Consider the following 26,074-nt stretch of genomic DNA (forward strand, 5'->3'; position numbering starts at 1 on the left):
GCAATGACGAGACGCATGTCCGCAATTGCGGGAACAGTCCGCGATCTGGGCATTCCACTGCCCGGACGCCGAATCGACTACGACGTCGCCGGAAAGGTCGTGCTGATCACCGGCGGAGGGGACGGTATCGGTGCGGCACTGGCGCGCACTCTTCACCGACGGGGGGCCACCGTGGCGCTGGTCGACGTCAACCGGAATTCGCTGGCAGCAGCGGAGCGCGCATTCGAGTCACAGCGAGTAGTGACGGTGACGGCCGATGTCCGCGATCGGGACCGCATGACAGCAGCCGTGCAAACGATCATCGAGCAACTGGGCAGAATCGACGTCGTGGTCGCCAACGCCGGAATCACCCCTCCCCCGGCAACGTTGCGCCAGATCGATCCCGACGCCTTCGATCGAGTAATCGACGTCAATCTCACCGGCGTCTTCAACACCGTGCATCCGACCATCGACGAGGTGATCCGCAACAGTGGGCACATCGTCGTCGTGTCATCGGCGGCGTCGTTCGCCCCCGGTTTGGGCGGCGCTTCGTACATGATCAGCAAGGCTGGGGTCGAAGCGCTCGGCCGGGCGCTGCGTCTCGAGGTTGCCGGCTACGGCGCCACTGCCGGCATCGCGTACTTCGGGATGGTGGATACACAACTTGCACGCGCCACACTCGACGACGACGAGATCGGGCGCAAACTCGACGCTCGACTACCCGGTCCCCTCCGTCATCGAATCTCCCCGGACCGTGCCGCCACGGTGATCGCAGACGCGATCGCGCGCCGCGCCGCGCGGACCCTTGCACCGGCAGCCTGGGAACCCTGGGCGTGGGGACGCGGATTCGTCAACGTCCTGGCCGACGGCTACCTGGCCGGGGACAAGCAAGCACATGAACTGATCCGCGAACTCGAAGCCAGAACCACCGCTGCGGCCCCGACGAATGCATCAGCCCTGACAAAGGCATCCAGGAGATCATCATGACCACGTTGTGTGCAGCCTTCCAGCGAGTGTCGGCTGTAGCGCCCGACGCGGTGGCCTTACGTGACATCGGCGACGCGCGAACACTGACGTGGCGCGAGTACGCCGAACAGGTACGCGAGGTTGCCGCGGGATTGGCCGGAATCGGTGTGGGACATGGCGATACGGTTGCATTGATGATGAGCAACCGGATCGAGTTCTACCCGATCGACGTCGGCGCCCAACACCTCGGCGCGACGTCCTTCTCCGTCTACAACACGTCGGCACCCGAAGCCATCCACTACATCCTTGCCAATTCCGGTGCGCGAGTTCTCGTCTGCGAAGCCCAGTACGTGGATACCGTTCGCCGATCCGGAGCCACACTCGACACGATCGTGGTAGTCGACGCGCAAGAGCATGTCCCCCAGCCCGGTACCGTGACCTTGGAGCAGATGAAGGCTTCTGCCGCATCAGATTTCGACTTCGACGGCACCTGGCGTGCGGTGAAACCGAACGACGTCGCCACGTTGATCTACACCTCCGGCACGACGGGCAACCCCAAGGGCGTCGAGACGACTCATGCGTGTCTGTTGTTCGAAACCAACGCCGTCAGCGCAGTCCTCCCAGTCGAATTCGGTGACCGCATAACGTCGTACATGCCGTCGGCGCACATCGCGGATCGACTCACCTGCCTGTACATGCAGATGGTGTTCGGCACCCAGATCACCGTCGTACCGGATCCCGGCCAGGTGGCTGCCGCGCTCCCCGATTGTCGCCCCACAATCTGGGGCAGCGTCCCCCGCGTGTGGGAAAAGCTGAAAGTTGCCGTCGAATCGGCCGTCGCCAACGAACCGGACGATGCGCGTCGGGCTGCGTTGAAGTGGGCACTCGACGTCGGCCGCACTCGTCTCGCACACCTGCGGGCTGATGAATCCGTCCCCGCCGAACTGGAAGCGGAGTACTCCCGAGCCGATGCGATGGTTCTCTCCGCTCTGCGTGCGAAACTCGGCTTTGCCGACCTGAAGTGGGCAATTTCCGGTGCAGCGCCGATTCCGCCGGAGACCTTGGCGTTCTTTTCGTCCTTGGGAGTTCCGATCTCGGAGATCTGGGGAATGTCCGAGCTGACATGCATCGCGAGCACCGCTCCGGCCGAGCCGACCAAGCTCGGAACCGTCGGAAAGCTGCTCCCAGGCATGGAAATGCGCATCGAGGCGGACGGCGAGCTGCTGGTTCGAGGCCCGCTGGTCATGAAGGGGTACCGCGGCGAACCGACGAAGACGGCCGAAGCGATAAGCGCAGACGGTTGGCTCTCGACCGGAGACATCGTCACGGCCGACGCAGACGGATACCTCACCGTGATCGATCGGAAGAAGGAGCTGATCATCAATGCGTCGGGAAAGAACATGTCACCCGCCGCCATCGAGACAGCGGTGAAGACGTCGTCGTCGTTGATCGGTGAGGTCGTGGCGATCGGCGACGGACGGAAGTTCAACACCGCATTGATCACGCTCAGCGCCGACGCCGCGGTCGAGGCGGCGCGCGCACTGGGACTTGCGGTCGACGCCGCAGTACTAGCCAAGGACGCTCGGGTCGTCGACATCGTCGCAACTGCTGTCGCCGAGGGAAACTCGCGCCTGTCGAGGGCGGAGCAGATCAAGCGATTTCGCGTACTCACCACGTTCTGGGAACCTGGTGGCGACGAGCTGACACCGACGATGAAGCTCAGGCGCAAGCCGATAGCCGAGAAGTACGCGCCCGAAATCGCGTCACTCTATGCGGATTCGATTGCAGAGGACGTTTACGAGCCGGCGCCCTGCGCATAGATCAGTGTCTCGGTGGCCTTGACCACAAACGTAGCGGCCGATCCCGGAACCAGATCGAGCTCGGCCGCTGCGCTCGCCGTGATGTCGGCAGACAAGCCCGGCTGGCCCGCGTCGTCCTCGGCTCGGACTCTGACGACATCGCCTCGGTTTTCGATCTCCGCGATCGTGACTGCAAATGCGTTTCGGGGGCTGCCGTGCGGCGGATCCAGGTAGACCGAAACTGCTCGCGGCTCGAAGACCGCCACGGCGGCACTGCCCACCGGTAGGTCGGTCTCCGTCCGGCCCGCAATATCCACCCCGGTCGGACTTCTGAGCACTCCGTCTCCGGTCATCGTGCCGCTACGCAAATTGATCCCGGCGATGCGTGCGGCGAAGGCACTACGCGGGCGGGTCAGAACCGTTCGTACGTCACCACGTTCGACGACCCGGCCACCGTCCACGACGACGACCGTGTCGGCCAGCGCCAGTGCGTCCAGAGCGTCGTGCGTGACGAGCACGGCCGTACGATCCCCGGTCCGGAGCACTCGGCGCAGCAACGACCGCAGCGCGGGAGCAGAGGCGACATCGAGCGCGGACATCGGTTCGTCGAGTAGAAGCAGTTCGGGTTCAGCAGCCAATGCCCTCGCCACTGCGACCCGTTGCGCTTGGCCGCCGGACAGCTGTGAAGGCCTGCGGTCAGCCAAATCGCCGGCGTCGACTGCGTCCAGCCAATGGCGCGCAGACTCGGCGGAATCGCGACGCGACCGCCCTGCACTGCGCGGCGCGAACGCCACGTTCGCAGCCGCACTGAGATGGGGAAAGAGAAGTGCCTCTTGCGCGAGTAGAGCAGTGCCGCGCCGATGCGGCGCCAACGCGACTCCCCTACCGGTATCGGTGAGAACACGGGAATTGAGTTCGATCAACCCACGCCGCGGATGATGTAGTCCGGCAACCGCCGCCAGTACCGTCGACTTGCCTGCGCCGTTCGGTCCGAGGATGGCGGTCACCTCACCGGCCGCGACGTCGAACGCCGCGACGACATCGCGCTCCGGAATCTCGATGTCGACGTGGAGGCCACTCATAACGAACCCGCCGATCCGCGTCCACGCACCGCAACCACGATCACCACCGCGACCACGACCAGCACCAGCGAAAGCGCCACCGCTGCATCAGGATCGGTCTCACGCTGGAGATAGATTTCCAGGGGCAGAGTACGCGTGACCCCTTGCAGACTTCCCGCGAACGTCAGCGTTGCACCGAACTCCCCCAAAGCGCGCGCGAAAGCCAGCACTGCCCCTGACACCAGACCGGGAAGCACCAGCGGCAGAGTCACCCGACGAAGCACCGTGGTGGGGCGGGCTCCGAGCGTCGAGGCTACGGCCTCGTATCGCGTTCCCGCAGTGCGTAACGCACCTTCGAGACTGACGACGAGGAACGGCAGCGCCACAAACGTCTGCGCCAGAACCACCGCGGTTGTCGAGAATGCTATCTGGATGCCGAGCACTTCCAACTGCTCACCGATCAACCCTTTGCGGCCGAACGTGTACAGCAAAGCGATACCGCCCACCACGGGCGGCAGAACCAGCGGGAGCAGAATCAACGATCGAAGAACTGACAGTCCCCGAAAGCGGCTGCGTGCCAACACCGCCGCCATCGGTACCCCGAACAGAATGCACAACAGCGTGCTCATCGCCGCTGTCTTCAAACTCAGTTTCAGCGCGGCAACCGACGATTCGGAAGTCACGAGTTCCCAGAACTGCGACCACTGCACGGTGGCAAGCATCGCGGCCAAGGGAGCGATGACAAACGCCCCGCCGATCAGCGCGGGGAGGTAAATCCATACCGGCAGCCCGAGCGGGGCGCGGACTGCCGGTCGTAGGCGTGTCACGGAGCAGCGAATCCCGCGTCACTCAGAACTGCCAGGCCCTTGGGCCCCTTCACAAGGTCGACGAACTTCGTTGCCGTTTCCGAATTCTTCGAATCCTTCAGCACCGCGATCTGGTACAGGTTGACCACCGTGGTGGCTTCCGGGAACGCTACGGTCTGCACCTTGTCGCCGGCGGACTTCGCGTCGGTGACGTAGACGATGCCGGCATCGGCCTGCCCGGACGTCACCTTGTTGAGAACGTCCGTCACCGAGGATTCCTCACTGACGGGCGAGAGGGTCTCACCGGTGGCCGTCTCGACCTTCTTCGTAGCCGCACCACAAGGGACCTGCGGAGCGCAGATCACCAGTTGCGTCCCGTCCTTCGTCAGGTCGGCGAAGGACGCGATGCCCTTCGGGTTGCCGGGCGGCACAACGATCGTCAAGGTATTGCTCGCGAAATCCGACGGCGACCCCGCGACGACGCCGGCATCGGTGGCCTTGGTCATGTTGGCGGCATCGGCCGAGGCGAACACGTCAGCCGGTGCACCCTGCGTGATCTGGGCGACGAGATCCGATGACCCGGCAAAGCTGAAAGTGACCTTGGAACCGGGGTTCTCGGACTCGAACTCAGTACCGAGTTCGGTGAAGCTGTTCTTCAGTGACGCCGCCGCGAAGACGGTGATGCTTCCCGTGGCACTCTCGCTCGAGTTTGTTGTGGTCGGAGCGGCCGACGACGTCTCCGACGACGAATTGTCGGAGGAACTACAACCAGTCACCAGAGCAAGCGAAAAAGCGCCTGCTGCAACAAGTCCGACTACACGCTTCACGGATTTCCTCCAGTATGTTCAGTACTACGGTGTTTGCAGAGTTGCCAGGTTTTCAGAGTTACGGCGTTTCAGGGTTACGGCGTTTCAACAATGACCGTGGTGGCCTTCACGATTGCGACGCCGATACTCCCGACCTCGAGTCCGAGCTCCCGAACCGCGTCGGTACTCATCAACGAGACGACGGTGAAGGGCCCACACTGCATTTCGACCTGTGCCATCACCTTGTCGGTGACGACCTTGGTGACGAGACCGGCAAACCGGTTGCGGGCCGAACTCGCGCCCGTCAGCGGATCGGCCGGAGCGGGTCCGGCGTTGGACCGGGCGAAGCCCGCCAACTCGGCGCCGTCGATGACCTTGCGGCCGGAGTCGTCCGTCGTCGCGGTGAGAAGCCCACCGTCGACCCACCGTCGAACGGTGTCGTCACTGACACCGAGCAGACCGGCAGCTTCGCGGATTCGAATGTTGGGCACCAGGTGATCGTAGGTCGCAAGTGCGGACCTAACAAGCCGAAATGATCCGCAGATGCGTGAACTAGTCAATCCTGATCACGTATCTGCGGAGCATTGTCGATAGTTGCCGTAGACGAGTCAGCGCATCATTCTTCGGCCCAGGGCACGCGGCAGGAGTCGGTGCTGAACCCTTGCTCGGTGATCCCCAACGCCGAATACATCCGGGCGCGCATGTTTTCGAGCCCGATCTGATAGGTCAGTTCCACGACGCCCGCCCGCCCGAACCTGCGCTCGAGATCCGCGACCTGCTCGTCCGTCACTCCGTTCTCCCCGTGGGGGTCGCCGGTCATGGCATCGGCGTAGGCGATCGCGGCCCGCTCGTCCTCGCTGTACTTCGGTGAATCGCGGTAATTCGCGATCCCTTTCAGCTTGTCGATGTCCAAACCGTCCAGGCGCGAGAGCATCGTCCCGAAGTCGACACACCACGAGCAGCCGACGGTCCAGGCGACGCGATAGACGGCCAGTTCACGAATGTTCGACGGCAACACCTTCGACGCCTTCTGCACGGCCATTTCGTGACGGGCAGCGGCGACGAACAGTTTGCGGTGATTGGCCAGGACGGCGAAGGGCTCGGGGACTTCGTCGTACTGCCTGGCGGCAAATCTGTATGCCACTTTGATCAACGGACTGGCTTCTGACGGTGTCACTGCGGGAATGCGAGTCATGGCAAGCCTCCGTTTGTTCTGGGGCACCGGATTCGATGCTCTCTACAGAGTTGGACGACGGCGGCGATTCAAACGTGACAAGCACCGCGCCCGAGCGGATGTGAGGATGCGGTCTCAGCCGACTAAGCTGCAAAGATGCCTTCGACGCCCCGCAACCGCACCGTCTCGCGTCTGCAGCCGTTCGCATCCACGATCTTCGCCGAGATGACAGCGTTGGCCACCCTTCACGACGCGGTCAACCTCGGTCAGGGCTTTCCGGATACCGACGGTCCTGCGGCCATGCTCGAAGTAGCGCGGCGAGCCATCGCCGAGGGCGTCAACCAATACCCACCCGGCCCGGGCATGCCCGTGCTGCGGCAGGCCATTGCTGAGGATCGGCGCGTCCGCTACGGACTCGACAGTGACCCCGACTCCGAAGTTCTGGTCACCGTCGGCGCCACCGAGGCGATCAGTGCTGCGATTCTCGGACTGGTCGAACCCGGCGAAGAAGTAGTGCTGATCGAGCCGTACTACGACTCCTATGCAGCATCTGTCGCATTGGCAGGCGCTGTGCGTCGCACAGTTCCGTTGGTAGCCGCGGGAGACGGATTCGCGGTCGATCTCGATGCATTGCGCGGCGCGATCACCGCCAAGACGAAGATGTTGATCGTCAACAGTCCTCACAACCCCACCGGCACCGTGTTCACCGATCACGAACTTCGAGCGATCGCCGAACTCGCGTGCGAACGCGACCTGATCGTGTTGAGTGACGAGGTCTACGAGCACTTGGTCTTCGACGGCCTCACCCACACACCGATGGCGTCGCTCCCGGGCATGCGTGAGCGCACCGTCACGGTGTCCAGTGCCGCAAAGACTTTCAATGTCACCGGCTGGAAAACCGGCTGGGCGATCGGCCCCCGCGAACTCATCGACGGTGTTCGCGCAGCCAAGCAGTTCATGTCGTTTGTCGCCGGTGCACCATTTCAACCTGCCGTTGCGTATGCGCTGACCAACGAACAACCGTGGGTGGTCGAGCTTCGGCAAAGCTTGCAAGGCAAACGGGACGTACTCGGCAAAGCACTGACCGAAGCCGGTTTCACCGTGCATTCCGGCGGCGGCACGTACTTCCTTCTCGCAGACATCAGGCCGTTGGGTGAGACCGACGCGGGAGATTTCTGCCGCGCGCTTCCCGAGCGTATCGGCGTCGCAGCCGTACCGGTCGACGTGTTCGCGGACAACCGCGACGATTGGAAGCACCTGGTGCGCTTCGCCTTCTGCAAACAGGATCACATTCTGTCCGAAGCAGCGCGCCGTCTCCACCTGCTCCAAGGAGCAGCACACCCATGACAGCGCGGACAATCCCGACCGCATTCGTCCACCGCTACCTCGCGTTCTCGCCGGACAATCACGTCGATTTGTCGGGTGCACTGCGAACTGCCGGGATCGACCTCGAGACTTTGTCCGACCCTCGCGCCCGACTCACCCCGACACAAGTCACCACCTTCATCCAATCCACTTGGCAGATCACCGACGACGAATTGTTCGGCCTCGGATCAGCTCCGGTCCCCCGCGGCACTTTCCGATTGATCTGCCTGACGCTGATCCACTGCCCAGATCTCGGATCGGCCTTCGATCGAATGTCCGACGTGATCCGCGCACTGCCGGCGCTCGCCCCACTGTCAATCGAGAAGGGCGAGGAAAGCACTCGGGTGAGTTTTGCCGTCCGAGCTCGCGAAGGTATCGCCGAACCTGATGTAGCAGAACGTGTTACCACCGATTTCGTCCTGATATTGCTGCACCGCTTTTCCGCGTGGCTGATCGGGAAACGCGTCCGCCTGCGGGCCGTCGAATTTCCTTACTCGGCACCGGATGCGCGGTTGGCGCAAGACTACGACTACATCTTCGGAGCACCCGTCACCTTCGGCGCGCAGCGAGCGGCACTGGAGTTCGACAACTCGGCAATGCGTGCACCGATCATCCAAACCGAGGAGACATTGGAGGAGTACCTCCGAGAATCTCCGATTCAGCTCATGTCCGAACGCGATTACGACAGCACTGCGTCGGCGCAGGTGCGACGGGTCCTGGAACTCGGGGTGAAGGGTCGAACCTCCACCGCCGAGGAGATCGCCGAGATGCTCTCGATCAGTGTTCCCCACCTGCGTCGACTACTGCGACGCGACGGAACATCACTGAATCAGCTGCGCGAGGAAGTACTCCGCGACGTAGCCATCGCCGGTCTGCGACGCGGAGAATCCGTCGAAGTACTCTCGGCGCGATTGGGATTCTCCGAACCCAGCGCCTTCCGTCGGGCCTTCAAACGATGGACCGGCGACACTCCGAGTTCGTACCGCTAGCTGACACAGAACTCGTTTCCCTCGGGATCGGTCATCGTGATCCACACACTCGGCCCCTGTGCTCCTCGATGCAGGATCGTCGCTCCGACCTTCTCGAGTTGCGCTGCGACATCCTCGCGCTTGTCCCCCACTCGTATGTCGAAATGGAGTCGGTTCTTCACCGTCTTCGATTCCGGAACCAGTTGGAAGAGAACGCGGGGACGTTCAGGATGCTCCGGATCGCTGATGGCCGCGCCTTCGCGCCAGACGAGGACTCCCTCGAAGGTCGTGGTGTCGGATTCCTTGGCGTGACCAGCGGCAACGAGGCCCCTGATGAAGTCTTCGTCGCTAGGCTCCGCTGCCCACCCGAGTGCTGCGGCCCACCACTTCGCTTGTTCGTGCGGGTGCGCCGAATCTACTGTGACTTGAAATTCGTATCCCATGTTCCGACGTTAACGCCGACCACCGACACGTGGCGCAGGTTCGGGTGAGCCCGGGCGTCAGTCGACGCTCTTGATGGTCTTCATGGTGATCAGCGACGTCACCCTCGAGACAGCCGGAAGCCCGCTGAGCTTGGTGACCATGAAGTTCTCGTACGTCGCGAGATCCTTCACCGCGACGCGGATGAAATAGTCGGGAATTCCGAACAGTCGCCGACATTCGATCACTTCGTCGAACGCCGCGACCTGGGATTCGAAGTCTTCGATGGTGGCCTGGTCATTGACTCCGATCTCGGCGGTGACGATCACCTGAAATCCTCGACCGAGCGCTTCCTGACTGACGATCGCCCGGTATCCGGTGATGATTCCGTCGGCTTCGAGCTTTTTCACGCGGCGCAGGCAAGGCGAGGGCGTCAGACCCACCAGATCGGCCAATTCGGTGTTGGTCAAACTAGAGTCCTGACGAAGGTGAAACAAAATTGCGTCATCCATGGCATCCATCGCACTATTATTGCGCACTGTTCACTATGTGGGCATTATGAGCAATCGATCACCTCGATCTTTGTTATAGATTTGCGTCGTGATCGAACCAGCATCGTCGACGGCCGCAACTGCCGTCGAACTCCCGCCGCGAACCCCGGCGTGGCGGCATGCCTTCCAGCTGTCGCTGCCGGTCGGATTCGGCCTGCTCCCACTCGGGATCGCGCTCGGTGTTCTTGTGGTCCAACAGGGCCTCAGTCCTTGGTGGGCAGTCGCTTTCACCTCGCTGATCTACGCAGGATCGCTGGAGTTTCTCGCCGTCGGAATGGTCGCGGCCATGACACCACTGCCGTACGTCGCACTGACCGCACTGCTGGTCAACTTTCGACATGTCTTCTACGCCTTGAGTTTTCCGCTGGAAAAGATTCGAAATCCCTTCGCTCGCTTCTACAGCATGTTCGCACTGACCGACGAGGCCTACGCGATGTCGGTGACTGCCGATCCCCGGACGCTCACCGGTCGCACCATCGTCTACTCGCAGCTGTACCTGCACGCCTACTGGATCGGTGGTGCGATCCTGGGCGCGACTGCAGGGCAGTGGATTCCGGACTCGATCGTCGGTCTCGACTTCGCCCTGACCGCGCTGTTCGTCGTCCTCTCGATCGAAGCGATTCGTGCACAGAACGGATTCGCGGTGCCGGTCGCCGCGGTCACCTGCGCTCTGGTCGCCCGGCTAGCAGCGCCGGAGCACATGCTGCCAATTGCGATGGGCGCCTTCGTGCTCTTCCTGATCGGCCGCTTCGTCTACGACTCACGAAAGGCGAAGATCGATGCCTGACACCTCGTACATCTTTGCCGCCGTCGCCGTCATGGCCGTGGTCACCTTCGCACTGCGGGCGATACCGTTTGCCGCGCTCATGCCACTGCGCTCCTCCGCCTTGGTCGGCTACCTCGGCATCTACATGCCGGCAGGCATCATGTTGATCCTCGTCATGTATTCGCTCAAAGGGGTGTCGATCACCGCCCCTTCTCACGGCCTACCCGAACTGATTGCAGTGTGCGCCACGATCGCCGCGCACCTGTGGCGAAAGAATGCCGTCCTGAGCATCGTCGTCGGAACGACGATCTACGTCGCGCTGGTCAACACCGTGTTCGCCTGAGCATTTCCCATCGACGAGCAAAATATCTTTACTCCCGAATGGGCAATTTGTAACCTCCAGGCGCTTATCTGAACAGTTGAACACTTATACGATTTCAGTAGTGTGGCCGCCGGCCGCGACTGAAAGATCGGTGAGGTTCGATGTCCACGACAATGACCACGACGGGCACTCGAATCGCCGGTGCCTGGCACAGTCTGGATCGAGGCCAGCGTCGAAGCATCATCGGGATGACCGTCACCGTCGTTGCACTCAACGTCGTCGGGTGGGCAGTTCTTCTCGGTCTGGTCGTGCCCGGCCACTACACGATCGAAGGCAGTGTCTTCGGCATCGGACTCGGTGTCACGGCGTACACGCTCGGCATGCGCCATGCGTTCGACGCCGATCACATCGCCGCTATCGACAACACCACTCGGAAGTTGGTGGCGGACGGCAAGAAACCGATGTCCGTCGGGTTCTGGTTTTCGCTCGGACATTCGACCATCGTCTTCGTTCTCGTCGCCCTGTTGGCTTTGGGTGTGCGGCAACTGGCCACCAGCCTTTCCGACGACAACTCCGATCTGGAGAAGTGGACCGGCTTGTTCGGCACCACCATTTCCGGCACGTTCCTGATCTTGATCGGAATCCTGAACCTCGTCTCTCTCATCGGGATTCATCGGGTGTACACCAAGTACAAGGCCGGAACCTTTGACGAGGAACAACTCGAAAAGGAACTCGACAACCGCGGTGCCCTGAACAAGATCCTCGGCCCGGTCATGAAGATGGTCCGCAAGCCCTGGCACATGTACCCGGTCGGCCTACTGTTCGGATTGGGATTCGACACCGTCACCGAAGTCGGACTTCTGGTGATCGCCGGCGGCGCGGCGGCGACGGGGCTCCCGTGGTATTCGATCCTCGTCCTACCGATACTCTTCTGCGCCGGGATGTCGCTTTTCGACTCCATCGACGGATCGTTCATGAACTTCGCCTACGGTTGGGCGTTTGCCCAACCGGTGCGAAAGATCTACTACAACATGGTGATCACGGGGCTCTCGGTGGCAGTAGCCCTGTTGATCGGGACCCAGGAAATCATCTCGATCTTCACCGACAAACTCGACATCCACGACGGCATTCTCGGCGCAATCGGAAACCTGGATCTCGGCGCAATGGGCTTCATCATCGTCGGACTCTTTGTCGCCACCTGGCTGATTGCTCTACTCGTGTGGCGGTACGGCCGCATCGAGGAACGGTGGCAGGCGCAGTCCGGTGTAGCAGTAGCACGACGAGCGGCAGCGGACGAAGCGATGTGAGTCCGACTCGGTCTACGCGGGAATCATGGGCCACCCGAAAGCGAATAGCTGATGTACGTCTCGCCCCATTTCAGGTACGCACTCGACGTCGCCTGGCCGCGGATCTGGTCGTTCTGCCACTGGTAGACAGCGCGCCACGGAAATACGGAACTCCCTCGTTCCAAGGTGTACTGCTCACTGTGGCCTTGCGCGTATCGCTCTTCGATATCTTGACGAGTGTGCGGCGGGAAATTGCTGATCAGATAGGTCCGTCCGAGAGACTCTATGCGTCCCGGCGGCGCAAAGACATCAGCGCTGCGATAAGTGAAGGCCAAATACAGATAGGCCGCCACCACAATCGTTGCCAGCGCTAACACGCCAATATTGAATGCACGTCGGAGCGGGGTCGGCATGGCTCACAGTACAACGGGCGGAATTGCCCCCTGGTCGATCAACCGAAATGGGCAGAGGTCGCAGACTCGACTGCCCACGTGATTCGCAATCCAATTCACTTGTCGGGCATGTTCAGCGGCTTACACTTACTTATCGGAAGGCGCATCCTGCGGAGTTGGTGAGATGCAATAGTGGAGCCTGCATGGCCGGGTCCGCACCCCACCGAATTCCTGCGGCCCAACCCGCCGTCGGGCGAGAGCGGTGAAATCGTCGGCAACCAAGCTGCGGCTACGTACTCAGCCTCGCTCGACAACCCCGCCGCACTGTGGAATGTCGGTGGCACGGTGGAGTGGCTGGTTGTCGATCCGCTTCGGTGAATACGCGAGCAGGGCCGTAGAGCACCGTGGCTCGGCGTCATTGCTGGGCGTCACGCACAAGCAGCGCGGCTTGCACGCGGTTTGTGGTCTGCAACGCGGCCAAGATGCGACTGACGTGAGCTTTGACCGTGCTCTCCCGCATACCGAGCTCCTGCGCAATCTCTGCGTTGGTATCCCCGCGAGCGAGGAGGTCGAGGACGTCCCGTTCGCGGGGCGTCAAAGACTCGATGCGTTGGCGGGCATTTGTTGCCGCCTTCGTATCGGTGCGGTGGTAGCGGTCGATAAGTCGCCTGGCGGCGTTGGGGTGCAAGATGGCCGATCCCGCAGCCACAGTGTGGACCGCGCGCACTATTTCGCCGGGAGCAGCGTCCTTGAGCAGGAACCCATCGGCGCCCGCAGCCACTGCTTCGTAGACGTATTCGTCGAGATCGAAGGTGGTCAGAGTGATAATTTTCGGCGGATGCGGCAGAGCGCGGAGCCTCGAGATCGCCGCGATGCCGTCCATTCTCGGCATACGGATATCGACCAACGCAACGTCGATCCGGTGAGCGGTAGCCTTCTCGATTGCTTCGATGCCGTCGGATGCTTGCGCAGCGACCTCGATGTCGGGGTCGTCGACAAGTAAGTCCGTGAGGCCGAGTCGAACAAGTGCGTCGTCGTCGACGATCATTACGCGGATCATTTTTCCTGCCAATCTTGTTCGACCGGATGGGGGTGTGGAATTCGAGCTGAGACTCGCCACCCGCCTTCGTCGGTGGGGCCCGCTTCGAATTCACCTCCCAGCGCGAGCACTCGCTCACGGAGTCCGACCAATCCGTAGCCGGAGGGGGCTGCATCCGAGGATGCCGACCCGAGCGTGTTGTCGACCGACACGGTAGTCACAGGTGGTCCGTAGGCGAGGCGGACGGTTACCGAACCGCCTACCGCATGTTTACGCGCATTGGTCATCGACTCCAAGACGATGCGCTGTACAGCGAGCTGATGGGCGACAGGGGCGTCAGTTGAAGTGCCATCGACTACGAGCGTGACATCTTGCCCGGCCGCGCGTGCTTGTTCGGTCAGGTCGTCGACATCTACGAGAACCGGTCGAGTCGGCAGATCTTCAGGAGATTCGTGAAGGGCCCCGAGAAGGTCTCGCAGATCGGACAATGCTTGCGTGGATGCGTTGCGTAACAGATTAAGTCGATCACCGATCGGAGCGGGGAGGGTCGCCGATTTAGCCTCCAGAACACCGGAGTGCAGAGCGATGATGCTCAGACGATGCGCGAGAACGTCGTGCATCTCCGCTGCGATCCGGGCCCGTTCCTTGGCGCGCGCCCGGTCCTCCCCCAGACTCCGTTCGTGCTTGAGACGCGCGACTTCGTCGTTGAGCACCGCGATCCTTTTCCGGCGGTGTCCGACCCACATTCCCGCCAGCATCGGCAACGCGAGAATGATGATCATCGCGGATATCTCGATTGCCTGTGGAGTGGCCTGAGCAGGCGCGAATGCTGTCACCGCGATCGCGATTGCACTGAAGAGCAGGGCGATGTTCGTGCGCCGCTGGACTGTTAGATCGAACAGGACCAACGCCAGCAGCGGCAGAAGAACCCAGCCGAAAATGCCGGTTGCAGCCGTAATCACCACTGGGGCGACGTACCAGGGGACTCTCTGCCAAGCGATCAATGCCCCGGCAACTGCCGCGACGACGATCCCGGGAACCCGATATCCGCTGTCGAGAGATGACGCACAGTTCTGGATAGCGGTCGCGGTGAACACCGCGACGATGACGAGACGCCCCGTTGCACGGACGGTCGAGTTCTCAGCCCAGGTCATGCCAATGACAGTAGTTGTCACAGCTCCCGATTGACCCCGACGATGGGAGCCCACGACCCCCGACTTTCGTCGGGGTATACCGTCGTCGATCGGCCGATTCTCCTGCTCACCGATATTCGTAGCGTCGAATCCGTGAATGACAAACCCCGCTCCACTCGATCTGTCCGCCCCGGAGTCAATTCTTCCGCCATGTTCCTACGCGAGGCGTTCGACGGTTTCCGCGACGTCGGCGCCGTCGCTCCGAGCAGCATCTCACTTGCCCGGGCGATGACTGCACCGGTTACCCGATTCGACGGTCCGCGCACTGTCCTCGAGGTCGGAGCAGGGACGGGCCCCATCACAACGGCGCTGCTCGACCGGCTCTCTCCGACCGACAGACTCGATGTCGTCGAGACGAATCCGCGCTTCGCAGCTCGATTGCGCGAGCTCACTCGCGACGCCCATAGATTCGGTGGGCCGCGCACGCATGTCCACGAATCACGAATTGAATTGATGAAAAATGACATTCGCTACGACGCGATCGTTTCCGGACTACCGTTCACCAATTTTGCGCCAGGCACGGTGAGGGACATTCTCACGCGCTACGACGAACTTCTCACAGGTGGAGGGTGTTTGACGTACTTCGCCTACCGGGGCACTCGTCGACTGCGTTCGGTGACCGCTTCACGGGAATCAGTGCGTCGCCACCGCCAGGTCGAGGAGCTTCTCACCGAATACCGACAACGATTCACCGTGGACTGCAAGACAATCTGGGCGAACCTTCCGCCCGCCCTGGTGTGGGAACTGTCTCGTGAAGTCCTACCGAACCCCGCCCCGACTGATCCCCAGGTGAACGCGTGATCGATCTGGTTGGGCTGCTGGGACATGTACCCGCTTATGGTGCCTACGCGCTGGTCGGCACTGCGGTCCTGGCCGAGTCCGTTCTTCTTGTCGGCGCTCTTGTCCCCACGTTCACACTTCTGGTGACAGGTGGCGCAATGGCCCGGTACGGGCACGTCAATCTGGCGGTTCTCATCGCAATCGCCGCCATGGCAGTCGTGGTCGGTGACTTCCTCGCCCACCGCACCGGGCGCTCGCTTCACCGGCGTCCCCTCAGCGAGAGGCTCTTTCGCCGCGTCCCCACTCGGTTACTGCGACGAGCCGAGGCACTGATCCTTCGACACGGCGGCCCTGCTGTGTTGGCAAGTCGATTCATCCCGGTCGTGCGAACACTGACTCCCCACCTCGCCGGGATGTCTGATCTGTCGTACCGCAAGATGGCTCCGTACAGCACGGTCGGTGCCCTCGTGTGGGCGACAGCCGAGACAACCCTCGGGTACATGACCGCCGCATCCCTCCATCAGATCACGACGTTCGGGGCCCCGTTTCTTTTCTCAATTGCCGCACTGACGGCCGCTGCGGTGGTCGGAGCAAGATGGGTGACCCTTCGCAGCAGATCAAGAGCGCGGGTGTTACCTGCTTGGTCCCGTGCGTACTCTTGCGGAAGCACCTTCTGCGAGCGCTCGGCGCAGGCTGGGCGCCACCGCATGCAGGAGGACATCGATCATTCGGATCGCAGACGATGTGATGTGAGTTCAGTTCCGCGACAACGCTGCACAGAACTCTCCGGGTTGGTCGACATGCAACCGCAACCCATCGATCAGAGTGGAGCCAGATCCCTTCGACAGCCGTTTCGGGAGCGTGACCGAGACGGGTCGGTCGAAGCCGACGTCAACGACAGTGCCGTCGGGCCCCGGTAGAACCAGGCAGTCGTCGACAATTGCATTTGCCGTCTCACCGAACCTTCGGACCATGCTCACCCGCGAAATCCGTGATCGGTCCACCTCGACGCGTATACCTGCGCCTGATCGAAACACCGCTGTTCGAGGTGACACGAGATGCGGGCGCACGACGCGTCCGGCAAGCCACCCACCGATCGCGATCAGCGACAACACCGTTGCGATGAGCAGCACGATGCGGAGCCAAGGCCATGGAACCAGGAAATGAATCGCTACGGCCTCGATCACACTCGCCGCTGCAAATGCCACCGGTATCGACATGGTCCCCCTCGCGTAGCCGAAAGTCGCTGTATCGCTGGAACCTCCGTCAACCCGACCTCTCGCGAGTAACCACAATGTTCGGATCATGAACTTCCTCCAGACATGAGACGTGCTGCGACGCGCACGACCACTTCCCGTTGCGCCGGATCAGGCACCAGATCTGCGATCCCGACCGAGACGCCCACACCTGCAGATTCTCCGTCCGTGGGCACGTCGCCGAGGACTTCGGCCAGCGATTCCTCCAACTCGCACGACAAGTTCGCGATCTCGTATGCGGCCTCGGTAACCTCGCGCCCAGCCAGTGCGGCGAAACGGCGGTACAGATCGACGATTCGCTTCCGGTCACTCTCGTCGGACAGCAATCGCGTAGCCGTGGAGAACAGTTCATGCGGCGCAGTTCCCGAGATCGCCACCAATTCCCACATGTCGCGTTCACGCTCGAAGACATGCCGAACCGAATCCGTCGGGGACGACGCGATCAACTCGTCGAACGCAGACAGCAACTCCACCGGAAGCGGCGAAACCACCCGGCCGGCACGTCGCGCCGAGAGCATTTCCTCGAGGCGCACTCGCTGGTCTGCGAGGACGCGCTGCTTCCGGTCTATCTCCGCGATCAGGGAAGAAAGATCTTCGGCGAAGTCATCCGGTTCTCGGGCATCGATCGGTTCCGGCTCGATCATTGCGGCAATGGAGCCGAGTGGAATGCCGGCGGCAGAGAGCCAACGAATGCGCATCAGCCTGACCAGATCGGGTAGTTCGTACGTTCGGTATCCGTTGGACAGCCGTCTCGGCTCAGCCAGCAGGCCCAGGCGGTGATAGTGCCGAACGGTCCGTGGGGTGGTGCCTGCCGCCCTGGCCACGTCGCTGATTCGCATACGAACAGCATCAACTATGACGCTACGTCATAGTCAATATTCGGCACGCCGGGCCACGGGCCCAAGGTCCTGTTCTAGCGGCCAGGAGTTTCGCGGACGAATTTCGCGGGTATTGATCCCTTGCGGCGGCGATTTCCAGAGCGAGGGGTCAGCCGCGCAAGGTCTGCCCCCGGCTGTCACTCGCCGGGCGGCGGGCCGCCAAAACCAGCGGGGCCGGCGAAACAATCTGTGCCAGGCGATGATTTCGATGCAAACGACACGAATCGACACCATCCTGATTCTGATCGTCGGGACGGCCATCGGACTGATCGTATGGTTGGCCACCCGGCAACCGATCGCTTCGATCGGGCTCGGCCTGGCTACCGTCGTCATCTGCTGGATCTCGTGCTCGATGATCCACGGCTTCCCTCAACGATCGTCCAAGCACTTGCATCCGAACGACGACCCGGAACGCGATTCTCCGAAGCGGAGATGACTCCGGCCCCCCGCACCGAGCAGTGAGTGGTTCACCTGTCGCAGGTGAACCACTCACTCCGGTCAGGGATCAGACCTCGTCGGGTCGCCACGTCGCGACGGCCCAGATCACAGCGACGTCGAGAGCGATGATCACGATCGACCACAGCGGGTAGTACGGCAACCACAAGAAATTGGCCACGATCGAGAGGGCTGCGATCACGAATGCCATCCCGCGAGCCCAGGTCATCCCCACGAACAACCCCAGGGAGACCGCGATGCCGATGATTCCGAGCACGATGTGGATCCAACCCCACGTCGTGACGTCGAATTCGAAGGTGTAGTTGACTCCGACGACGAGGAGATCGTTGTCTGCGAGAGCCGCGATGCCTTGCAGTAATGCGACTACGCCGGCAACGAAGAGCAGGCAGGCGGCCGCCACCGTCGTCCCGATGGCAAAGCCTTGTCGGACAGGATGGTTCGCATGTGATTGGCGCGGAGCAGTCATGGCGTCCCCTTCATCGGCGAAATAGCGTGAGAACAGTATTCAAAGGTTCACGCCGACGGACATCACCCAGCAAGGATGAACAGCCGTCCAGCACCGCAATTGAAATTCATGGGAACATATGTTCGATTACGGTGTACTGTGGTGTCCATGACCGCCACGATGCAACCGTCTCTGTTCGACAACGGTGACCTCGGCGTTTCTTTGGCCGAACTCGACGGCACCGTGCAGCGACGCATTCTCACCGCCGGCGCCTGGGTCGACCATCGCCCTGCCTGGTTGACCGGGTCCGCGGCCGTGTTCGACAACCTGGAGGCCACGGTCCCGTGGCGCTCCGAACGGCGTCAGATGTACGACCGCGTTGTCGACGTACCTCGGCTGGTGTGCTTCTATGCAGAAAACGAACCGCTGCCGGACGCACTTCTCGCCGAAGCCAAGGATGCGCTGAGCAGGCACTACTTCAACGAACTCGGCGAGCCCTTCGCCACGTCGGGGCTGTGTTTCTATCGTGACGGTTCCGACAGCGTTGCCTGGCACGGGGACGACACGGGACGAAGCCGCACCGAGGACACAATGGTTGCCATCCTGTCTCTCGGGGCCGCTCGCCCGCTCCTTCTGCGCCCCCGCGGGGGTGGCGAATCGATCCGGTTCAATCTCGGTCACGGCGATCTACTCGTGATGGGCGGATCTTGCCAACGAACCTGGGAACACTGCGTCCCCAAGAGTGCGAGAGCCCTCGGGCCGAGAATCAGCGTTCAATTCCGCACTCGCGGAGTCAGATAGCGTCGCGAAGCTCGTCTCGAAGCGCCTTCCGATTGAGCTTGCCGACGGCGGTCTTCGGAACCGATTCGGCGAAAACTACCCGACGCGGTTTCTTGTACGACGCCAGTCGCTCGCCGACGTGCGCCACCAATGAGGCTTGGAGTGAGTCGTTTTCGACGGTCCCGTCCTTGAGGACGACCACCGCCGTGACGGCCTCCACCCACTTGGCGTCTGCGGTGCCCACCACGGCAACCTCACGAACAGCAGGATGCGTCAGGAGTGCGTCCTCGACTTCACGGGGATAGACGTTGTATCCGCCGCTGATGATCATGTCCGACGCTCGGTCCTTCAAGAACAGGAATCCCTCGGCATCGAACTGGCCGATGTCACGTGTGTGGACCCAACCGTCTTCGGTGAAGGTGTCAGCATTCAGTTCCGGTGCATTGAAGTATCCGGCGATCGCAGATGGCGAGCGAATCACGATTTCGCCCGGTTCTCCCTGCGGCACTTCGTTTCCCTCACCGTCGAGCAGCCTGATCTCGACTTCGATGGCCGGCTGACCACAGGACAGCAGGCGATCTTCCGTGTGATCTTCGGGCCGTAGAACGGCGATACACAGCGGTGCCTCGGTCTGCCCGTAGTACTGCAGAAAACGGTGTTGCCCCCAAGCCTGCATTGCACGTTCGATGGTGGCCAGCGGCATCGGCGACGCACCGTAGATCACGGATTTCAGACTCGAGATGTCTGCGGTCGCGAAATCAGGGCGTTCGAGAAGCATCTGAATCATCGTCGGCACCAGATTGATTGCGGTGGCACGATGCTCGGTTATCGAGCTCAAGAACGTCGAGGGATCGAATCCAGGAAGAATGACGGTCTTACCGCCGCGGAGCCAGAACGGAAGCACGAAAACACCGCTGGCATGGATCAGCGACGCCGCGTGCAGCATCGTGTCGTCTCGAGTTGCAGGAAGCAGATTGAGCAGTACGTTGCGGCAGATACCGGCGTAACTACGTTGAGTGTGCTGCGCAGCCTTCAGCGTTCCGGTAGTCCCCGAGGTGAACAAAGTCAGGATCACGTCGTCAGGAGCCACCTCGACGTCCGGGGTGTCCGAAGGCATGCTCTGCGCCTGGTCGAGCAAGGAGCTCTGTCCCGCCGCATCCGTTTCCAGACCGATGAATGTCCGATCGGGGAACCGGGCGGACAGTTCCGCGGCCCGGTCTGCGAGGTCACGACCGAAGACGACGTGCGAGCTGTCGGTGTCCTCGAGCATCCGCGCATGCTCGTCGAGCGACAGTCGCGAATTGAGTGGAACCCGGTTGACGCCGGCTTTCACACAGGCAAAATCGACAGGCACGCTGGCTAGAGAGTTGTTGACCAGCAACGCAACCCGCGCGCCGCGCCCGATACCGAGCGCAATGAATGCGTGTGCCAATCGGCTGCTGAGTTCGTCCACTTCCGTGAACGTCATCGATCGATCGCCGAAGACGACGGCCGTTCGCGGGCCGTGCTGTCGCGCGCCACGGACGATCAGGTCTCTGGTTATGGGCATCATGGTTCAGTTTCCTCGTTCGAATTCCGGTTGTTCTCGAATCGGCCGTGCCGGCCGGCGCCCGCGGCGAACGCAGCAGCGCCGCGCACACCTTCAGCGATGACAATGGGATTTCCTGCAACGCCCTCGGCGCGCAGTGCTTCGGCAAGTGGTAGATCAAAAGATCGATAGGCCGACGCGCGATCCGCGAGCATGCAGAGTTGAGGGAAAGCGGTCAGCTGGTGTGCAAGCTCCTTGGCAGCCTGAAGTGATTGCCCCACGGGAACAACACGATTGGCAAGTCCGAAGGACAGCGCCTCCGGAGCGTCGACCGGGCGACCGGTCAAGATCATGTCGAGCGCTCGCCCCTGCCCGACGATTCGCGGCAGACGCACGGTCCCACCGTCGATGAGGGGAACTCCCCAGCGTCGGCAGAAGACTCCGAAAACGGAATCTTCCTCGCAAATTCTCAGATCCGCGAGCAAGGAAAGCTCGAGCCCTCCGGCCACCGCGTATCCGCTGACCGCAGCGATCAACGGTTTGGACAACACCAACCGACTCGGCCCCATCGGCCCGGTGCCGCCACCTTCGGGATGCAACTCGTGCACTCGGGCGGGGTCGGAGACTGCGGTCAAATCCGCACCGGCACAAAATGTGCCGCCCGCACCCCACAGAATCGCGACCTTCTGACTCTCGTCCGACTCGAAATCCAAGAACGCATAACGCAACTGCACCGCCATCGGTCCGTCCACCGCATTCTTGCGATCGGGGCGATTCATCACGATGACGGTGACGCCGCCGTCACGCTCCACATAGACATCGCCACCTGGTCGATCGGAGTCGGTCACGATAATTCCTCACTGCTCGCGGATATGGTTTCCCGGTACCCACCATGCCACTTGTAACAGAATTTGTCAGGAGTTGTTCAAAAGTTGTTACAAAATGATCGAGGAATGTCCGCAACCCGAGTCGTACTGGACCTCGCGACGGCCAGTCCGGACACCGAGTTCAGCACCGCCGTGCTGACCCGGGCCGGCGAGATCGTCGGCGTCAGCGCCTCGAGCATTCGCGTGGCAGCAGGCCGTCTGTGCCGCGAGGACAAACTGCGTCGTACCGCTCGCGGAACGTATGTCCTCAACCCGGACGGCATCCCCACCTACGGCGAGGTCGAGGGGTGGCGAACACGCACCGATCGCATACGCCCCTGGGACGGCACCTGGATCGCCGTCGAACACTCAGGTCTCAAGCGAAGCGACCGCACTGCCGCTCGCCGGCACGATCAGGCGTTGCGCCTGGCGGGCTACGAGGACTGGAAGCCCACACTCGCAGTCCGACCGAACAATCTCGCCGGCGGCACCGACAGCGCCCGCCACACTCTCCGCCGACTCGGCACCGCCCCCGAATCTACAGTCATGGAGATCGATCACCTTGCCCCCGAGGATGATTCGACAATTCGCACACTCTGGAACTCGGAAGCACTGTTGGCCGACATCGCCGGGGCCCGTGAAGCACTCACACAGGCGCAAACACGCCTGGCGACAATCAGTCGCGAGGAGGCGGCCCGCGAATCACTTGCTTTGGGCAGCGCGGTGATCTCGGTCATCGTGCGCAATCCACTTCTTCCGGAAGAACTCGAACCGACGCAGCCACTGCGAGACCTGATCTCGCACATGCTCGAGTACCAAGATGCATCTCGTGAACTGTGGCAGTCACTGCTCCAATTCTGATCGACTTCTCCCAGAAGATAATTCAGTACGTGGCGCGGCCACCACTGGCGTCGTACACAGCACCGGTCGAGTAACTCACCGCAGACGACGACAGCCAGGAGATCAGTTCGGCAATTTCGTCCGCCTTCCCCATTCGCGCCATCGGCGTCAAAGACTGCGAACGGGCGAGGATGGCCGGATCGGTGCCGGCATTCATCGGACTTTCCACCGCCGCGGGAGCTATCGCGTTGACCAGCACACCGGTGGTGGCGATCTCTTTTCCGAGCGATTTCGTCAGCGCGACGACGGCCGCCTTGGACGCCGAATACGCACTCTGATTCGGGTTTCCGTCCTTGGCCGCAATGCTCGCAAGGTTTACGACTCGCCCCCACCCCGACGCGACCATCCCCGGCACGAATGCCCGGCACATGAGAAACGTTCCCTCGACGTTGATGCGGAACGTACGCTGCCAGCCCGCAAGATCGACGTCGACGAGTGGCGCCGACGGCCCGACGATCCCCGCACTGTTGATCAAGATGTCGACCCTGCCGATTCGAGCACGAAGCGCGTCGACTGCGACCGGATCACTCACGTCGAGTTGTTCATCCGCACCCTTGGCAAGGTCGGCAGTAATGATCCGAACGCCATTCTCCGTCAACAGCTTTGCACTGGCGGCACCGATTCCGCTCGCACCACCGGTGATGAGCGCGGTAACACCCTCGGGATAACTCTGCATCGTCTTCACTCCTGAGTTTCTGTGCGATACGCACTCAATTTATGTTGCAAATAGGCATAATTGCCGTCACACTGTGTAGAAATTCTGAATATATGGCGTTTGTCGTCAACGTCAAATACCTGGAGGCCTTGCCGATGGAAACCCGCTGGTTGCACGCGTTTGTCGCGGTTGCGGAAGAACTTCACTTCGGGCGGGCCGCATCACGGCTCCAGATGGCCCAGTCTCCGCTCAGCCAGATGATCCGAAAGCTCGAAAAGGACATCGGCGTCAAGCTGTTCGAGCGAAGCACTCGCAGCGTCGCACTCACATCCGGCGGACACGCATTTCTCCCCCACGCCTATCGCGTCATCGAGAACATGGAGACGGCACGACACGCTACGCGCGCGTCGTCGGGGGGCGTCTACGGACGGGTCACGATCGGTTTCACCGGAGTGCTCAATTATCAGGCACTTCCGCCATTGACCCGCGCGTTGCGTCAGCGCTATCCGGAAGTCGAACTGACACTCCTCGGCCGGATCATGACTCGCGACGCGGTCATTCAACTCGAGAGCGGCGCCCTCGATCTGGCCTTCGTGGGACTGCCGGTGGAATCCGCGTCACTGTCTACCCGGCTGATTCGACGGGAGGCATTCGGCGCCGTGCTTCCGATCGACCATCCCCTCGCCGAGAGGGACGCGATCGACCTCCGTGAATTGGCCGACGACGGATTCGTGACCACCCCGCTCTCGGCCGGCTCTGCCCTCCAGGAAACCGCGATGCGCGCCTGCATGAACGCAGACTTCAGACCTCGCGTCGTCCAGGAGATCACCGATCCGTACATGATCCTCATGCTCGTTGCCGCGGGCGTCGGCGTAGCGCTGATGACGTCCGGGATGGCTGCGATCACCCCACCTGGCAGTGTGTTCGTCCCGCTCACCGGCGAGCCGACGTTCATGAATCACGGAATTGCCTGGTCACCCCGGCACATGACCGATGCGCTCGCCGTCGCACTGGAGACGTCCGAGGAGATTCTGCCTACGCCCGATATTGAGACCAAAAACGTCATTATCTGAGACTCATTTAGTGTTGGACGCGCCATAGTCCTTCGTGGCACTGTCGTCTCAGCCGCCGAAAGGTGAGGGACGTCACCGATACGTGGTGCATCACCAAACGTGCCGCCACGGCCGGCCCATCGGGACGAAAGGACTTCACATGGCACCACCGATCACCTCCACCGGTTCCACGCACTCCACCGAAGAACATCCGAATTCGAACGCGCGCCGCGCCGCCGTTTCAGGCTTCCTCGGCAGCACCCTCGAGTACTACGACTTCTTCATCTACGGCTCCGCGGCCGCGCTCGTATTCCCCAAGATCTTCTTTCCTGGCGGCGGCTCGACGGCAACGCTGCTCTCGATCAGCACCCTGGGCGTGGCCTACGTCGCCCGCCCACTCGGCGCAGTGCTGTGGGGACACCTCGGCGATCGGTACGGACGCAAAAACGCGCTTCTCGCCTGCCTGCTCCTCATGGGTGTTGCGACAGTCATCGTCGGTTGCCTGCCGACCTACGACCAGATCGGCATCGCCGCGCCGATCATTCTCGTCTTGCTTCGCCTACTTCAGGGGCTCTCCGCCGGCGGTGAATCACCCGGCTCTTCGGCACTGACACTCGAACACGCACCGGATCACCGTCGCTCGTTCTTCACCTCGTTCACCATGAGCGGGATCATGTTCGGTATCGTCGTCTCCAGCCTGGTCTTCATCCCAGTGGCGAGCCTGCCCGACGAAGACCTCTACTCGTGGGGCTGGCGAGTTCCCTTCTGGCTCAGCATCATCGTGACCGTCGTTGCCCTGTGGCTACGTCGCGCCCTGGATGAGCCCGAGGTGTTCGAAGAACTCAAGGAACAGGATGAGACGGCCGGAATTCCCGTCGTCGAGATGTTCCGCTCGCACTGGCGCACCGTGATCCGTATCAGCATGAGCTCGACCTTCGCGATGATCAACACCATCGTCAACGTCTTCGCCCTGGCGTACGCCGTCGAATCGGGATTCGAACGCTCAACCATGCTGTGGGCAATCGCGACCGCCAATTTTGTTGCCGTACTGACTCAGCCGCTGTTCGGCATTCTCTCGGATCGCTACGGACGTAAGCCCATCTTCGTCGTCGGCGCGATCGGAGCCGGCCTGATGATCTTCGTGTTCTTCCATTCGATCGGAACCCAAAGCGTCCCCATGGTCTTCGCTTCCGGAATCGTCATGATCGGAATCTTCTACGCGATGCCCAACGGCACGTACCCGGCGTACTTCCCCGAGCAGTTCCCCGCGAAGGTCCGGTACACCGGAATGGCCGTCAGCCTCATGCTCGGACTCCTTGTTGCCGGCTTCACACCGGCTATCGCCCAGGCCATTTCGGCCGGAGACAAGAGCAACTGGACACCAGTTGCATGGATGTGCCTGGGCTTCGCCGTCGTCTCCGCCATCGCGGCAATGACCGGACCGGAAACGTACCGCACGCCCACAGCAGAACTGGGCCTATCGAAGCCGAGCCTGCCGAGCAAGCAGGACTCAGAGCTCACCAGCAACAACGCTTGACCGGACCGGCCCCTCGCGCTGAATCTCCGCGAGGGGCCGTCCCCACTT

30 protein-coding genes are annotated in these 26,074 nt (G+C 61.9%); 15 read left to right on the forward strand and 15 right to left on the reverse strand.

What is annotated here, in order from left to right:
* Positions 1-3 precede the first annotated feature (3 nt).
* Together DBV08_RS12295 and fadD11 are read left to right on the forward strand one after the other, a co-directional pair.
* Positions 4-966, forward strand: a complete 963-nt coding sequence (locus tag DBV08_RS12295) for an SDR family oxidoreductase (protein WP_124567591.1) — start codon at positions 4-6, stop codon at positions 964-966.
* A complete protein-coding gene (gene fadD11 / locus DBV08_RS12300) occupies positions 963-2,765 on the forward strand; it encodes a fatty acid--CoA ligase FadD11 (protein WP_124567592.1) in 1,803 nt (600 codons plus the stop codon). The genes DBV08_RS12295 and fadD11 overlap by 4 nt, the downstream gene beginning before the upstream one ends.
* Here the strand turns inward: fadD11 and DBV08_RS12305 are convergent.
* From DBV08_RS12305 to DBV08_RS12325, 5 genes are all read right to left on the reverse strand, one after another.
* Complete coding sequence (locus tag DBV08_RS12305) at positions 2,741-3,826, reverse strand: ATP-binding cassette domain-containing protein (RefSeq protein WP_124567593.1); 1,086 nt, start codon at positions 3,824-3,826, stop codon at positions 2,741-2,743. The two genes, fadD11 and DBV08_RS12305, sit on opposite strands and share 25 nt — an antisense overlap.
* A complete protein-coding gene (locus tag DBV08_RS12310) occupies positions 3,823-4,632 on the reverse strand; it encodes an ABC transporter permease (RefSeq protein ID WP_095968803.1) in 810 nt (269 codons plus the stop codon). Before DBV08_RS12310 ends, DBV08_RS12305 begins: the two co-directional genes overlap by 4 nt.
* Entirely contained in the window at positions 4,629-5,438 is an 810-nt protein-coding gene (modA, locus tag DBV08_RS12315) for a molybdate ABC transporter substrate-binding protein (RefSeq protein ID WP_124567594.1), read from the reverse strand. Before modA ends, DBV08_RS12310 begins: the two co-directional genes overlap by 4 nt.
* 74 nt (positions 5,439-5,512) lie before the next feature.
* Positions 5,513-5,908, reverse strand: coding sequence for a molybdopterin-binding protein (locus DBV08_RS12320; protein WP_003940157.1), 396 nt, complete (start codon positions 5,906-5,908; stop codon positions 5,513-5,515).
* Positions 5,909-6,033: 125 nt separating this feature from the next.
* Positions 6,034-6,612 carry a carboxymuconolactone decarboxylase family protein gene (locus DBV08_RS12325; RefSeq protein ID WP_124567595.1) on the reverse strand — a complete coding sequence of 193 codons (579 nt, stop codon included), beginning with the start codon at positions 6,610-6,612 and terminating at the stop codon, positions 6,034-6,036.
* A 135-nt stretch (positions 6,613-6,747) separates the two neighbouring features.
* Between DBV08_RS12325 and DBV08_RS12330 the strand changes: the two genes are divergently transcribed.
* Positions 6,748-7,938 carry a pyridoxal phosphate-dependent aminotransferase gene (locus DBV08_RS12330; protein WP_046379083.1) on the forward strand — a complete coding sequence of 397 codons (1,191 nt, stop codon included), beginning with the start codon at positions 6,748-6,750 and terminating at the stop codon, positions 7,936-7,938.
* Complete coding sequence (locus DBV08_RS12335) at positions 7,935-8,945, forward strand: AraC family transcriptional regulator (protein WP_095968801.1); 1,011 nt, start codon at positions 7,935-7,937, stop codon at positions 8,943-8,945. Before DBV08_RS12330 ends, DBV08_RS12335 begins: the two co-directional genes overlap by 4 nt.
* On the opposite strand, the gene DBV08_RS12340 is transcribed toward DBV08_RS12335, so the two are convergent.
* Both DBV08_RS12340 and DBV08_RS12345 read right to left on the reverse strand, forming a co-directional pair.
* Positions 8,942-9,367 (reverse strand): VOC family protein, encoded by a 426-nt coding sequence (locus tag DBV08_RS12340; protein ID WP_095968800.1) that lies wholly within the window; start codon positions 9,365-9,367, stop codon positions 8,942-8,944. The genes DBV08_RS12335 and DBV08_RS12340 overlap by 4 nt on opposite strands.
* 57 nt (positions 9,368-9,424) lie before the next feature.
* The gene (locus DBV08_RS12345) at positions 9,425-9,865 is read right to left on the reverse strand and encodes an Lrp/AsnC family transcriptional regulator (protein ID WP_020970517.1); all 441 of its coding nucleotides are present in this window, start codon (positions 9,863-9,865) and stop codon (positions 9,425-9,427) included.
* 79 nt (positions 9,866-9,944) lie between these two features.
* Between DBV08_RS12345 and DBV08_RS12350 the strand changes: the two genes are divergently transcribed.
* The 3 genes from DBV08_RS12350 to DBV08_RS12360 all read left to right on the forward strand — a co-directional run bounded on the left by DBV08_RS12350 (position 9,945) and on the right by DBV08_RS12360 (position 12,290).
* Complete coding sequence (locus DBV08_RS12350; protein WP_095968799.1) at positions 9,945-10,682, forward strand: AzlC family ABC transporter permease; 738 nt, start codon at positions 9,945-9,947, stop codon at positions 10,680-10,682.
* Positions 10,675-11,004, forward strand: coding sequence for a branched-chain amino acid transporter permease (locus tag DBV08_RS12355; protein ID WP_095968798.1), 330 nt, complete (start codon positions 10,675-10,677; stop codon positions 11,002-11,004). Before DBV08_RS12350 ends, DBV08_RS12355 begins: the two co-directional genes overlap by 8 nt.
* A gap of 140 nt (positions 11,005-11,144) precedes the next feature.
* Positions 11,145-12,290, forward strand: coding sequence for a HoxN/HupN/NixA family nickel/cobalt transporter (locus tag DBV08_RS12360; protein WP_124567596.1), 1,146 nt, complete (start codon positions 11,145-11,147; stop codon positions 12,288-12,290).
* A 23-nt stretch (positions 12,291-12,313) separates the two neighbouring features.
* Here the strand turns inward: DBV08_RS12360 and DBV08_RS12365 are convergent, their stop codons facing one another.
* Entirely contained in the window at positions 12,314-12,646 is a 333-nt protein-coding gene (locus DBV08_RS12365) for a hypothetical protein (RefSeq protein WP_260395545.1), read from the reverse strand.
* Between the two features lie 207 nt (positions 12,647-12,853).
* On the opposite strand from DBV08_RS12365, the gene DBV08_RS12370 reads away from it, so the two are divergent.
* The gene (locus tag DBV08_RS12370; protein ID WP_240951824.1) at positions 12,854-13,039 is read left to right on the forward strand and encodes a hypothetical protein; all 186 of its coding nucleotides are present in this window, start codon (positions 12,854-12,856) and stop codon (positions 13,037-13,039) included.
* Between the two features lie 37 nt (positions 13,040-13,076).
* Here DBV08_RS12370 and DBV08_RS12375 read toward each other — a convergent pair whose 3' ends face one another.
* Positions 13,077-13,721, reverse strand: coding sequence for a response regulator transcription factor (locus DBV08_RS12375; RefSeq protein WP_029536917.1), 645 nt, complete (start codon positions 13,719-13,721; stop codon positions 13,077-13,079).
* On the reverse strand, positions 13,718-14,854 hold the full coding sequence (locus DBV08_RS12380; RefSeq protein WP_124567598.1) for a sensor histidine kinase: 1,137 nt from the start codon (positions 14,852-14,854) through the stop codon (positions 13,718-13,720). The genes DBV08_RS12375 and DBV08_RS12380 overlap by 4 nt, the downstream gene beginning before the upstream one ends.
* Before the next feature lie 132 nt (positions 14,855-14,986).
* On the opposite strand from DBV08_RS12380, the gene DBV08_RS12385 reads away from it, so the two are divergent.
* Complete coding sequence (locus DBV08_RS12385) at positions 14,987-15,694, forward strand: class I SAM-dependent methyltransferase (RefSeq protein ID WP_260395546.1); 708 nt, start codon at positions 14,987-14,989, stop codon at positions 15,692-15,694.
* Positions 15,691-16,593, forward strand: a complete 903-nt coding sequence (locus DBV08_RS32570) for a DedA family protein (RefSeq protein WP_221621596.1) — start codon at positions 15,691-15,693, stop codon at positions 16,591-16,593. The genes DBV08_RS12385 and DBV08_RS32570 overlap by 4 nt, the downstream gene beginning before the upstream one ends.
* Positions 16,594-16,976: 383 nt before the next feature.
* On the opposite strand, the gene DBV08_RS12400 is transcribed toward DBV08_RS32570, so the two are convergent.
* Positions 16,977-17,768: a MerR family transcriptional regulator gene (locus DBV08_RS12400; RefSeq protein WP_124567600.1), complete on the reverse strand. Its 792-nt coding sequence runs from the start codon at positions 17,766-17,768 to the stop codon at positions 16,977-16,979.
* A gap of 247 nt (positions 17,769-18,015) precedes the next feature.
* Between DBV08_RS12400 and DBV08_RS12405 the strand changes: the two genes are divergently transcribed.
* Positions 18,016-18,243 (forward strand): hypothetical protein, encoded by a 228-nt coding sequence (locus DBV08_RS12405; RefSeq protein WP_240951823.1) that lies wholly within the window; start codon positions 18,016-18,018, stop codon positions 18,241-18,243.
* Between the two features lie 69 nt (positions 18,244-18,312).
* Here the strand turns inward: DBV08_RS12405 and DBV08_RS12410 are convergent, their stop codons facing one another.
* Positions 18,313-18,729, reverse strand: a complete 417-nt coding sequence (locus tag DBV08_RS12410) for a hypothetical protein (protein WP_095968791.1) — start codon at positions 18,727-18,729, stop codon at positions 18,313-18,315.
* Positions 18,730-18,876: 147 nt separating this feature from the next.
* Here DBV08_RS12410 and DBV08_RS12415 point away from each other — a divergent pair, with 147 nt between their 5' ends.
* Positions 18,877-19,509 (forward strand): alpha-ketoglutarate-dependent dioxygenase AlkB, encoded by a 633-nt coding sequence (locus DBV08_RS12415; RefSeq protein ID WP_095968790.1) that lies wholly within the window; start codon positions 18,877-18,879, stop codon positions 19,507-19,509.
* Here DBV08_RS12415 and DBV08_RS12420 read toward each other — a convergent pair.
* On the reverse strand, positions 19,502-21,040 hold the full coding sequence (locus DBV08_RS12420) for an AMP-binding protein (RefSeq protein ID WP_124567601.1): 1,539 nt from the start codon (positions 21,038-21,040) through the stop codon (positions 19,502-19,504). The genes DBV08_RS12415 and DBV08_RS12420 overlap by 8 nt on opposite strands.
* Entirely contained in the window at positions 21,037-21,864 is an 828-nt protein-coding gene (locus DBV08_RS12425; protein ID WP_124567602.1) for a crotonase/enoyl-CoA hydratase family protein, read from the reverse strand. Before DBV08_RS12425 ends, DBV08_RS12420 begins: the two co-directional genes overlap by 4 nt.
* Before the next feature lie 105 nt (positions 21,865-21,969).
* Between DBV08_RS12425 and DBV08_RS12430 the strand changes: the two genes are divergently transcribed.
* Positions 21,970-22,743 (forward strand): hypothetical protein, encoded by a 774-nt coding sequence (locus DBV08_RS12430; protein WP_124567603.1) that lies wholly within the window; start codon positions 21,970-21,972, stop codon positions 22,741-22,743.
* 22 nt (positions 22,744-22,765) lie between these two features.
* Here the strand turns inward: DBV08_RS12430 and DBV08_RS12435 are convergent, their stop codons facing one another.
* Positions 22,766-23,458: an SDR family NAD(P)-dependent oxidoreductase gene (locus tag DBV08_RS12435; RefSeq protein WP_124567604.1), complete on the reverse strand. Its 693-nt coding sequence runs from the start codon at positions 23,456-23,458 to the stop codon at positions 22,766-22,768.
* A gap of 134 nt (positions 23,459-23,592) precedes the next feature.
* Here DBV08_RS12435 and DBV08_RS12440 point away from each other — a divergent pair, with 134 nt between their 5' ends.
* Both DBV08_RS12440 and DBV08_RS12445 read left to right on the forward strand, forming a co-directional pair.
* Positions 23,593-24,510 carry a LysR family transcriptional regulator gene (locus DBV08_RS12440; RefSeq protein ID WP_054831264.1) on the forward strand — a complete coding sequence of 306 codons (918 nt, stop codon included), beginning with the start codon at positions 23,593-23,595 and terminating at the stop codon, positions 24,508-24,510.
* A gap of 139 nt (positions 24,511-24,649) precedes the next feature.
* Entirely contained in the window at positions 24,650-26,026 is a 1,377-nt protein-coding gene (locus DBV08_RS12445) for an MFS transporter (protein WP_124567605.1), read from the forward strand.
* The last annotated feature ends 48 nt before the right edge of the window (positions 26,027-26,074 follow it).

The organism is Rhodococcus sp. KBW08 (assembly GCF_003852455.1).
In the GTDB taxonomy this organism is placed as follows: Bacteria; Actinomycetota; Actinomycetes; order Mycobacteriales; family Mycobacteriaceae; genus Rhodococcus_F; species Rhodococcus_F baikonurensis.

Coding starts and splice junctions, on each gene's coding strand:
- DBV08_RS12355 (WP_095968798.1), top strand. CDS start 10,675: ATGCCTGACACCTCGTACATCTTTGCCGCCGTCGCCGTCATGGCCGTG.
- DBV08_RS12325 (WP_124567595.1), bottom strand. CDS start 6,612: ATGACTCGCATTCCCGCAGTGACACCGTCAGAAGCCAGTCCGTTGATC.
- DBV08_RS12405 (WP_240951823.1), top strand. CDS start 18,016: ATGCAAACGACACGAATCGACACCATCCTGATTCTGATCGTCGGGACG.
- DBV08_RS12435 (WP_124567604.1), bottom strand. CDS start 23,458: ATGCAGAGTTATCCCGAGGGTGTTACCGCGCTCATCACCGGTGGTGCG.
- DBV08_RS12415 (WP_095968790.1), top strand. CDS start 18,877: ATGACCGCCACGATGCAACCGTCTCTGTTCGACAACGGTGACCTCGGC.
- DBV08_RS12345 (WP_020970517.1), bottom strand. CDS start 9,865: ATGGATGCCATGGATGACGCAATTTTGTTTCACCTTCGTCAGGACTCT.
- DBV08_RS12360 (WP_124567596.1), top strand. CDS start 11,145: ATGTCCACGACAATGACCACGACGGGCACTCGAATCGCCGGTGCCTGG.
- DBV08_RS12400 (WP_124567600.1), bottom strand. CDS start 17,768: ATGCGAATCAGCGACGTGGCCAGGGCGGCAGGCACCACCCCACGGACC.
- DBV08_RS12430 (WP_124567603.1), top strand. CDS start 21,970: ATGTCCGCAACCCGAGTCGTACTGGACCTCGCGACGGCCAGTCCGGAC.
- DBV08_RS12330 (WP_046379083.1), top strand. CDS start 6,748: ATGCCTTCGACGCCCCGCAACCGCACCGTCTCGCGTCTGCAGCCGTTC.
- DBV08_RS12340 (WP_095968800.1), bottom strand. CDS start 9,367: ATGGGATACGAATTTCAAGTCACAGTAGATTCGGCGCACCCGCACGAA.
- DBV08_RS12305 (WP_124567593.1), bottom strand. CDS start 3,826: ATGAGTGGCCTCCACGTCGACATCGAGATTCCGGAGCGCGATGTCGTC.
- DBV08_RS12445 (WP_124567605.1), top strand. CDS start 24,650: ATGGCACCACCGATCACCTCCACCGGTTCCACGCACTCCACCGAAGAA.
- DBV08_RS12375 (WP_029536917.1), bottom strand. CDS start 13,721: ATGATCCGCGTAATGATCGTCGACGACGACGCACTTGTTCGACTCGGC.
- DBV08_RS12440 (WP_054831264.1), top strand. CDS start 23,593: ATGGAAACCCGCTGGTTGCACGCGTTTGTCGCGGTTGCGGAAGAACTT.
- DBV08_RS12295 (WP_124567591.1), top strand. CDS start 4: ATGACGAGACGCATGTCCGCAATTGCGGGAACAGTCCGCGATCTGGGC.
- fadD11 (WP_124567592.1), top strand. CDS start 963: ATGACCACGTTGTGTGCAGCCTTCCAGCGAGTGTCGGCTGTAGCGCCC.
- DBV08_RS12380 (WP_124567598.1), bottom strand. CDS start 14,854: ATGACCTGGGCTGAGAACTCGACCGTCCGTGCAACGGGGCGTCTCGTC.
- DBV08_RS12410 (WP_095968791.1), bottom strand. CDS start 18,729: ATGACTGCTCCGCGCCAATCACATGCGAACCATCCTGTCCGACAAGGC.
- DBV08_RS12335 (WP_095968801.1), top strand. CDS start 7,935: ATGACAGCGCGGACAATCCCGACCGCATTCGTCCACCGCTACCTCGCG.
- DBV08_RS12420 (WP_124567601.1), bottom strand. CDS start 21,040: ATGATGCCCATAACCAGAGACCTGATCGTCCGTGGCGCGCGACAGCAC.